The sequence below is a fragment of the Mycolicibacterium arseniciresistens genome, from assembly GCF_030519285.1.
In the GTDB taxonomy this organism is placed as follows: domain Bacteria; phylum Actinomycetota; class Actinomycetes; order Mycobacteriales; family Mycobacteriaceae; genus Mycobacterium; species Mycobacterium arseniciresistens.
This window is the reverse complement of record NZ_JAUMSQ010000084.1, coordinates 23,998-31,026: the sequence shown is the minus strand read 5'-3', so window position 1 is coordinate 31,026 and position 7,029 is coordinate 23,998. Positions and strand designations below refer to the sequence as shown.

At 70.0% G+C, this 7,029-nt stretch carries 7 protein-coding genes; all 7 read right to left on the bottom strand.

What is annotated here, in order from left to right; all coding sequences use genetic code 11:
• Positions 1 to 94: 94 nt before the first annotated feature.
• Genes Q2100_RS13465 through Q2100_RS13435 form a run of 7 tightly spaced genes read right to left on the bottom strand, consistent with a single transcriptional unit; the run spans position 95 to position 7,017 of the window.
• Complete coding sequence (locus tag Q2100_RS13465) at positions 95 to 994, bottom strand: dihydrodipicolinate synthase family protein (protein ID WP_302914470.1); 900 nt, start codon at positions 992 to 994, stop codon at positions 95 to 97.
• Positions 991 to 2,199, bottom strand: coding sequence for an L-2-hydroxyglutarate dehydrogenase (lhgO, locus tag Q2100_RS13460; RefSeq protein ID WP_302914469.1), 1,209 nt, complete (start codon positions 2,197 to 2,199; stop codon positions 991 to 993). The genes Q2100_RS13465 and lhgO overlap by 4 nt, the downstream gene beginning before the upstream one ends.
• The gene (locus Q2100_RS13455; RefSeq protein WP_302914468.1) at positions 2,196 to 3,374 is read right to left on the bottom strand and encodes a CaiB/BaiF CoA transferase family protein; all 1,179 of its coding nucleotides are present in this window, start codon (positions 3,372 to 3,374) and stop codon (positions 2,196 to 2,198) included. Before Q2100_RS13455 ends, lhgO begins: the two co-directional genes overlap by 4 nt.
• Positions 3,371 to 3,871 carry an AbrB family transcriptional regulator gene (locus Q2100_RS13450; RefSeq protein WP_269894446.1) on the bottom strand — a complete coding sequence of 167 codons (501 nt, stop codon included), beginning with the start codon at positions 3,869 to 3,871 and terminating at the stop codon, positions 3,371 to 3,373. Before Q2100_RS13450 ends, Q2100_RS13455 begins: the two co-directional genes overlap by 4 nt.
• Positions 3,871 to 5,466 carry a tripartite tricarboxylate transporter permease gene (locus Q2100_RS13445; RefSeq protein ID WP_302914467.1) on the bottom strand — a complete coding sequence of 532 codons (1,596 nt, stop codon included), beginning with the start codon at positions 5,464 to 5,466 and terminating at the stop codon, positions 3,871 to 3,873. The genes Q2100_RS13450 and Q2100_RS13445 overlap by 1 nt, the downstream gene beginning before the upstream one ends.
• 13 nt (positions 5,467 to 5,479) lie before the next feature.
• Positions 5,480 to 6,040, bottom strand: coding sequence for a tripartite tricarboxylate transporter TctB family protein (locus tag Q2100_RS13440; protein ID WP_302914466.1), 561 nt, complete (start codon positions 6,038 to 6,040; stop codon positions 5,480 to 5,482).
• Positions 6,037 to 7,017 (bottom strand): Bug family tripartite tricarboxylate transporter substrate binding protein, encoded by a 981-nt coding sequence (locus Q2100_RS13435; RefSeq protein WP_302914465.1) that lies wholly within the window; start codon positions 7,015 to 7,017, stop codon positions 6,037 to 6,039. Before Q2100_RS13435 ends, Q2100_RS13440 begins: the two co-directional genes overlap by 4 nt.
• Positions 7,018 to 7,029 lie beyond the last annotated feature (12 nt).

Here is a 7,029-nt window from a genome sequence, read left to right as displayed (position 1 = left end):
GAGGCGCACCGCGATGGCGCCGCCGAGGCCGCCGCTGCCGCCGAGCACCAGGGCGGTGCGTCCGGTGATGCCGAGATCCATGTCGAATTCCCCTTCAGCGAGGCGCGGATTGGTTTGCGGGCAGGCTGCTCAGATGCTGTTCGAGCAGGGGCACCAGTGATGCGGGCAGCGGTGTGGCGGGTGGCCGGACGCGTGCGCAGGCGATCACCCCGCGCCGGCGCAGCAGCTCCTTGCGGATCGCCAGGCCGACGCGCAGCTGCCCTTCGAAGTTGGCCAGCGGCAACCACGGCGCCCATGCCTCCCGGGCGGCGCGGAATCCGCCGTCGCGGTGGGCGCGCAACACCGCCGCCAGCGCGGCCGGATGGCTGAAGCCCGTCATGGCGCCCGCCGATCCGGCGGCCAGTTCGTCGAGCAGTCCGACACCGCCGAGCCCACCGAACACCGGCACGTCGAGCCGGGGTGCCAGGTGGGCGATCGCGACGGACGTGGGCGGCGTCTCGGATTTCACGCCGACCGCGAACGGGCACGCCCGCACCAGCTCCACCACCTGCTCGTCGGTCACCCGGATCCCCGACACGACGGGATAGTCCTGCACCAGCACACCGATTCCGGTGCCGTCGTACAACCGGCGCATGGCCTCCGCGGACACCGCGGGGTCGGCGTCACCGATCTGAGCCATCAGCGCCACCGGCGGCCGGGACACCGCCCCGAGCAGTCGCTGCGCCTGCACCACCACGGCGTCGGGGTCCCGTTCGGAGAGCCCGAGCACGTACGGCAGGTCGGTGGCCGCCGCGACGGTCTGCGCGACGGCGTCGGCCTCGTCGGGTCGCAGGGAGGCCGCCTCGCCGAACACGCCGAGCGCGACCAGGCCGCCGCAGCCGTCCTCGGCGAACGACGCGACCTCGTTGCGCAGTGATTCGAGGTCGATGTCGAGGTGGTCGTCGAACGGGGTGGCCAGCACTCCCCAGAGGCCGCCGGCGATGACGTCGGTCACGGGCGGCCCTCGAGGGTGGAGACGACGTGCTCGGCGATGGCGAGCGCGGAGGTGGCCGCCGGCGACGGCGCGTTGCGCAGCACCACGATCCGGTCGCGGATGCTGATCCGGAAGTCGTCGACGAGTCCGCCGTCGGCGTCGAGTGCCTGCGCGCGGATCCCGGCCCGGCCCGGCACGACGTCGTCGTCGCCGAGTTCGGGGACGTAGGCACGGGCGGCCGCGACGAACCGCCGCTTGCTCAGCGAGCCGTACATCTCCCGGATGCCGGTGCGCCAGTGCTGCCGGGCGAACCGCCAGAACGCCGGGGTCCGGGCGACGCCGGCGAGATCGGCGGGGGACACGTTGCGCCACGTGTAGCCTTCGCGGGCCAGCGCGAGCACCGCGTTCGGGCCGATCAGCACCTCACCGTCGACCCGCGGCGTGACGTGGACGCCGAGGAACGGGTAGCGCGGGTCGGGCACCGGATACACCAGGCCGTTGACCAGCCCGCGGCGCTCCGGCTTGAGTGCGTAGTACTCGCCGCGGAACGGCATGATCACCGGATCGGGTCCGTCGCCGGCCATCTCGGCCAACCGGTCGCTCTGCAGGCCGCCGCATGCGACCACCTGGTCGAAGGCGCTCTCATCCGTCCCGCCTGCGGCTCGCGTGGTCAGCACCACCTCGGATCCCTTGACCTGCATCCCGGTCACCTCGTGGCCGAGCAGGATCTTCGCGCCGGCGGCGACGGCGTCGGCGGCGAGCGCCTGGGTCACTTCGGCGAAGTCGACGATCGACGTCGACGGCGAGTGCAGTGCGGCGACGCCGCGGACGTGCGGTTCGAGTTCGCGCAGCTCGCCGGGGCCGATGATCCGGATCCCGGGCACGCCGTTGGCGCGGGCGCGGTCCTCGATGTCGGACAGCCGGGCCCGTTCCACCTCGTCGAGCGCGACCAGCACCTTGCCGCAGGCGATCCGGCGGATTCCGCGTTCGGCGCAGTAGTCCTCGAGCAGGCGCACCCCGCGCCGGCAGAGCAGCGCCTTCTGTGAGCCCGGCTGGTAGTAGAGCCCGGCGTGCACGACGCCGCTGTTGCGTCCGGTCTGGTGCGACGCGAGGCGGTCTTCCTTGTCGAACACCGTGACCTCGGCGTCGGGCCTGCGGGCCAGGATCTCGCGGGCGACGGCGGCACCGACGATGCCGCCGCCGATCACGGCCATCCGCTGGGTCATCGGCGTCCTCCCGAGGGTGCGTAGCCGGCGAAGACCGCGTCCTGGTCTCCGCCGAGCGAGGGTGGCGCCTCGCGGCGCGGATCGCCGTGTTCGGACAGCTGCAGCGGCGACGCGGGCATCTCGAGGTCACCCAGCGTCGGGTGCGGCAGTGTCAGCACCATCGACTCGCGGACCTGCGCCCAGTCGTAGACCTCAGGCACGGTGCGGATGCGGCCCGCGGGCACGCCCGCCGCGTCGAGCGCGGCGAGCACCTCTTCAGCGGTCCTGTCGGCGAGCAGGGCGTCGATCTCCTTCTGTAGCGCGTCGGCCCGGCCGACCCGGTCGATGTTGGTGGCGATGTCGGGGCGGTCGGCGTCGAGGCCCACGATCGGCGCGAACTTGCGCCACAGCGACTCCGACCCGACGGCGATCACGATATCGGCGTCCTCGCACCCGAACACCCCGTACGGCGCGATGGACGGATGTCGGTTGCCGGTGAGCACCGGTTCCACCCCGGCGGAGAGCCAGCCGACGCCGTGGAACACGTGCACCCCGACCACGGCCGCCAGCAGCGAGGTCTCGACGGCCTGGCCGCGGCCGGTGTGCTCCCGCGCCCGCAGTGCGGTCATCACCCCGAATGCCCCGAAGAGTCCGGCCAGGATGTCGCACATGGGCAGCCCCACGCGTTGCGGGGTGCCGCCGGGCTGTCCGGTCAGCGCCATCAGGCCGGCCTCGGCCTGCACGATCTGGTCGAAACCGGGCCGTGCGCCGTCCGGTCCGCCCTTGCCGAATCCGGTGATGGACAGCGTCACCAGCCGGGGGTTGAGCTCGCGCAGCCGGTCGAGGCCGAGCCCGAGCCGGTCGAGCACCCCGGGCCGATAGTTCTCGACGAGCACGTCGGCCTGCGCGACCAGCCAGCGCAGCCGATCGGCGCCCTCGGGCGATTTGAGGTCGAGCACCACCGAGCGCTTGTTGCGGTTGGCGCTCATGTAGTAGGCCGACTCCCGGTGGCCGTTGCGGTCGACATAGGGCAGCCAGCCCCGGCTGTCGTCGCCTCCCGGCGGTTCCACCTTCACCACGTCGGCGCCGGCGTCGGCCATCATCATCGTCGCGTACGGACCGGCCAGTGCGCGGCTGAGGTCGACCACCCGGATGTCGGCGAGCGGCCGGGGTGCGGGCCCGGGTGCATCCGTCATCCGCGTCCTCCCATCAGTTTCAGGCCCACCGACATGAGCACGATCACCGAGGTGATCCGCAGCACGTGCACGGTCAGCACGATCGGAACATTGGCGCCGGCGCCGGCGGACAGCGCGCCCATCTGGGCGATGCCGCCCGGAGCGGTGGCCAGCAGTGCGGTCATCGAATCGAACGGGGTGAACTTCCACAGCAGCAGCGCCGCGAGCAGCCCGAACACCAGGAAGGCGACGACGGTCACGACGATCGGCACCACCGCCGACCGCAGCTGGGTCAGCGTCTCCTGGTTCACCCCGGTGCCGAGCAGCCAGCCGAGCACGGCGTAGACGATCCACTTCCCGACGGAGGGGATCTCGAACGCCGACGAGCTGAAGATGTTCACCAGTGCGACCCCCACCATGGCCCCGAGCAGAGGCGCGGCAGGCAGGTGGAGCAGGGTGGCGATGCCTGCGCCGATCACCGCTGCCGTCGCTGTCAGCAGCAGTGAGCCGATGTTCATCAGACGTGTTCCCGGTCGTCGTCGTTGCGTGCCTTGGCGTCGCGCCCGTCCGGCGGATCCTCGGCCGGCTGTCGACGGCGCATCGAGACGAGTTGCAGCGCGGACTGGGTCGCGCGGCGCATCGGATTCTTGATGAACGGGATCGCGAACAGCAGCACGATGAACGCCAGGATGCCCAGCGAGGTGCCTCGTTCGACGAAGACGCCGAGGCTGCCGCCGGAGATCACCATCGTCTGCCGCAGCGACTCCTCGGCCAGCGGACCCAGCACCAGGGCGATGATCAGCGCAGCCGGGGACAGGCCGTACTGGCGCATGAAGAATCCAAGCACGCCGCAGGCCAGCATGATCTGCACGTCGAGCAGGCTCTTGTTCACCGCGAAGGTGCCCAGTGCGCACAGCAGGATGATGATCGGGCCCAGGACCCGGAACGGCACGCGCGCGATGCTGGCGAACGCCGGGATGCAGAACACGTTGACACCCAACAGCATCACGTTTCCGAGGAACATGCTCGCGATGAGACCCCAGGCGAACTCCGGGTTCTGCTGCATCAGCAGCGGGCCCGGCTGCAGGCCCCACATCAGGAAGCCGCCGAGCAGTACGGCGGTCGCGCCGCCGCCGGGGATGCCGAGTGTCAGCAGGGGCACCATGGCGCCCGAGGATGCCGCGTTGTTGGCCGACTCCGGGCCGACCAGCCCGGCCATCGCGCCCTTGCCGAATTTTTCCGGGGTCCGCGATACCGACTTCTCGACGTTGTAGGACATCAGCGAGGCGACGGTGGCGCCGGCGCCCGGGGTCAACCCGACACCGAAGCCGAGGAACGAGCCGCGCAGCGTGGGCCCGACAGACTCACGGATATCCGTGCGGGTGGGCCAGAATCCGCGGCTGCGCGCCGATACCCCGAAGAACTTGAGCTCTTCGAGGTGGCCGCCCCGCCACAGCGTGTGCAGCACCTCACCGACGGCGAACAGTCCGATCGCGACGGGGATGAAGTCGATGCCGTTGATCAGGTCCACCGAACCGAAGGTGTACCGCTGGCCGCCACCGCCGATGTCGATGCCGACGGTGCCGATGGCGAATCCGATGAGCGCCGACAACGCGCCGAGCATCTTGTTGCCGCGCAGGATCACGATGACGGTCAGCAGGCCGGCCATCACGACGAGGAAGTACTCGGGGGGACCGAAGGTCTTCGCGAACTCGGCGGTCACCGGCGCGGCCACACTGAGCAGCACCGCCCCGATGGTGCCCGCCACGAACGAGCCGACCGCCGCCATCACCAGCGCGGGCCCGGCCCGCCCCTGTTTGGCGAGTGGATAGCCGTCGAACGTGCTTGCCACGGTGGCAGATTCGCCCGGTGTGTTGATCAGCACCGAGGTGATCGTTCCTCCGTACATGGCGCCGTAGTAAACGGCGGCCAGCATCACAATGGCGCCCGTCGGGTCGAGCCCGAACGTCACCGGAAGCAGGATCGCCAGCCCGGCGGACGGGCCGACTCCGGGGATGACGCCGACGATCATGCCGATCATCACACCGCCGAAGAGCAACAGCAGGTTCTGCACCGTCAACAGGGCGGTGATGCCGGTCATCAGGTCGAACATGGTGGGACGCTCCTCAGCCGATCGGCAGAATTCCCTGCGGCAGACCGACGTTGAGGCCGGTCTGGAACGCCAGGTACAGGAGGACGGGCACGGTCACCGCGATGATCAGCGACCGCACGTGGTGCTTCGGATCGAGGAACCACAGGGTGACGGCCAGGAACAGCACCCCGGCCAGCGCGGCGCCGAGGACGCCGAGCAGCGCGACGAACACCGCGGCCGCGATGGTGAACGCGACCAGCGCGACCGGATGCCGTCCGAGGTCCGGTTCGGCGGCCTCGTCGGCGGCCTCGGCCTGGCTGACGGGCTTGGCCGAGGGCCGCGAAAGCACCTCGCGCGCAGCGGCGATGATGATGACGGCGATCGCGGTGAAGCCCAGGATGCGGGGGAACACGCCGGGGCCGATGCGGCCGGCCTGGGTGCGCCACTCCATGCCCATCGCGATCTCGGTGTATAAGGCGAACGCGATGAGCAGCACACCGAGGAAGGTGAGTTTCGGCCAGTTCACCACCCGCTTGGGCTCGGTGGAGTCGGACACGGCTGCGGTCGCCATGTTGAACGGGGTCGTCGCGGTCACAGCGCGCCCTGTTCCTTGAGCGTCTTCTCGAACTCCGCGGTGGTGGTCTCGAGGTAGGCGGTGAAGTCGTCGCCCCACAGTTCGTTCTTGGTGAGGTAGTTGTCGGCGAGATAGGCCTGCCACTCCTCGGTCTGGACGACCTCCTTCATCGTCTTGATCCACCAGTCGCGGGCGTAGTCCGGGGCGTCGGGCGGGAGGATGAAGCCGCGCGGCATGGACGGCAGGTCGGCCATCCCCTTCTCCGCACCGGTCGGGACGTCGGGCAGCTTCTGCAGGCGCTCCTTGCCGGTGAACAGCACGGGCGTCATGTCACCGGACTCCACCTGGCCCAGGATCGACCCGGGGTTGGAGATCATCGAGTCGAGCGCGCCGCTGAGCAGCGAGGTCTGCACCTGGCCCTCTTCGTTGTAGGGCACGTACTCGATCTCGTAGCCGGCGTGCTCGGCGATCAGCGACTGCAGGATGAAGTCGACGTTCACCGTGCCGATGCCGCCGACGACGACCTTGCCCTTGTTCTTGGCGTAGGCGACCCAGTCCTCGAAGGTGCGGATGCCCTTCTTGCCGTCGACGAGCAGCAGCGCGTCGTCGGTGGCCATCAGGCCGACGTGGGTGAAGTCCTTGTAGGTCCAGCCCGGGTCGGCCTGCAGCGGGGTGGTGAGGAAGGACCCCGATGTGGTCGACACGTCGTATCCGCTGCCCCGCTTGCTCAGCAGGTAGCCCCATCCGGTGGCGCCGCTGCCGCCTTCGCGGTTCTCCACGGCGATGTCGTTGGGGTAGAGGTTCTTCTCCTGGATGATCTGCACGAGCTTGCGCGCCATCATGTCGTTGCCGCCGCCGGGGCCGAAGGCGATGGTCCAGTCCAGTTCCTGGGACGGGTAGTCCTCGGCGGATCCGGAGTTGCCGCTGCCGGCGTTGCAGGCCGACAGCACCAGGGCGGCGACGGCTAACAGCGCGGTGATGATCGCTTTGAGTCGCATGGTGTTCTCCTC

Bases quoted from the DNA above. Each gene is read 5' to 3' on its own strand.
- lhgO (WP_302914469.1), bottom strand. From the start codon at position 2,199: ATGACCCAGCGGATGGCCGTGATCGGCGGCGGCATCGTCGGTGCCGCC.
- Q2100_RS13455 (WP_302914468.1), bottom strand. From the start codon at position 3,374: ATGACGGATGCACCCGGGCCCGCACCCCGGCCGCTCGCCGACATCCGG.
- Q2100_RS13450 (WP_269894446.1), bottom strand. From the start codon at position 3,871: ATGAACATCGGCTCACTGCTGCTGACAGCGACGGCAGCGGTGATCGGC.
- Q2100_RS13445 (WP_302914467.1), bottom strand. From the start codon at position 5,466: ATGTTCGACCTGATGACCGGCATCACCGCCCTGTTGACGGTGCAGAAC.
- Q2100_RS13435 (WP_302914465.1), bottom strand. From the start codon at position 7,017: ATGCGACTCAAAGCGATCATCACCGCGCTGTTAGCCGTCGCCGCCCTG.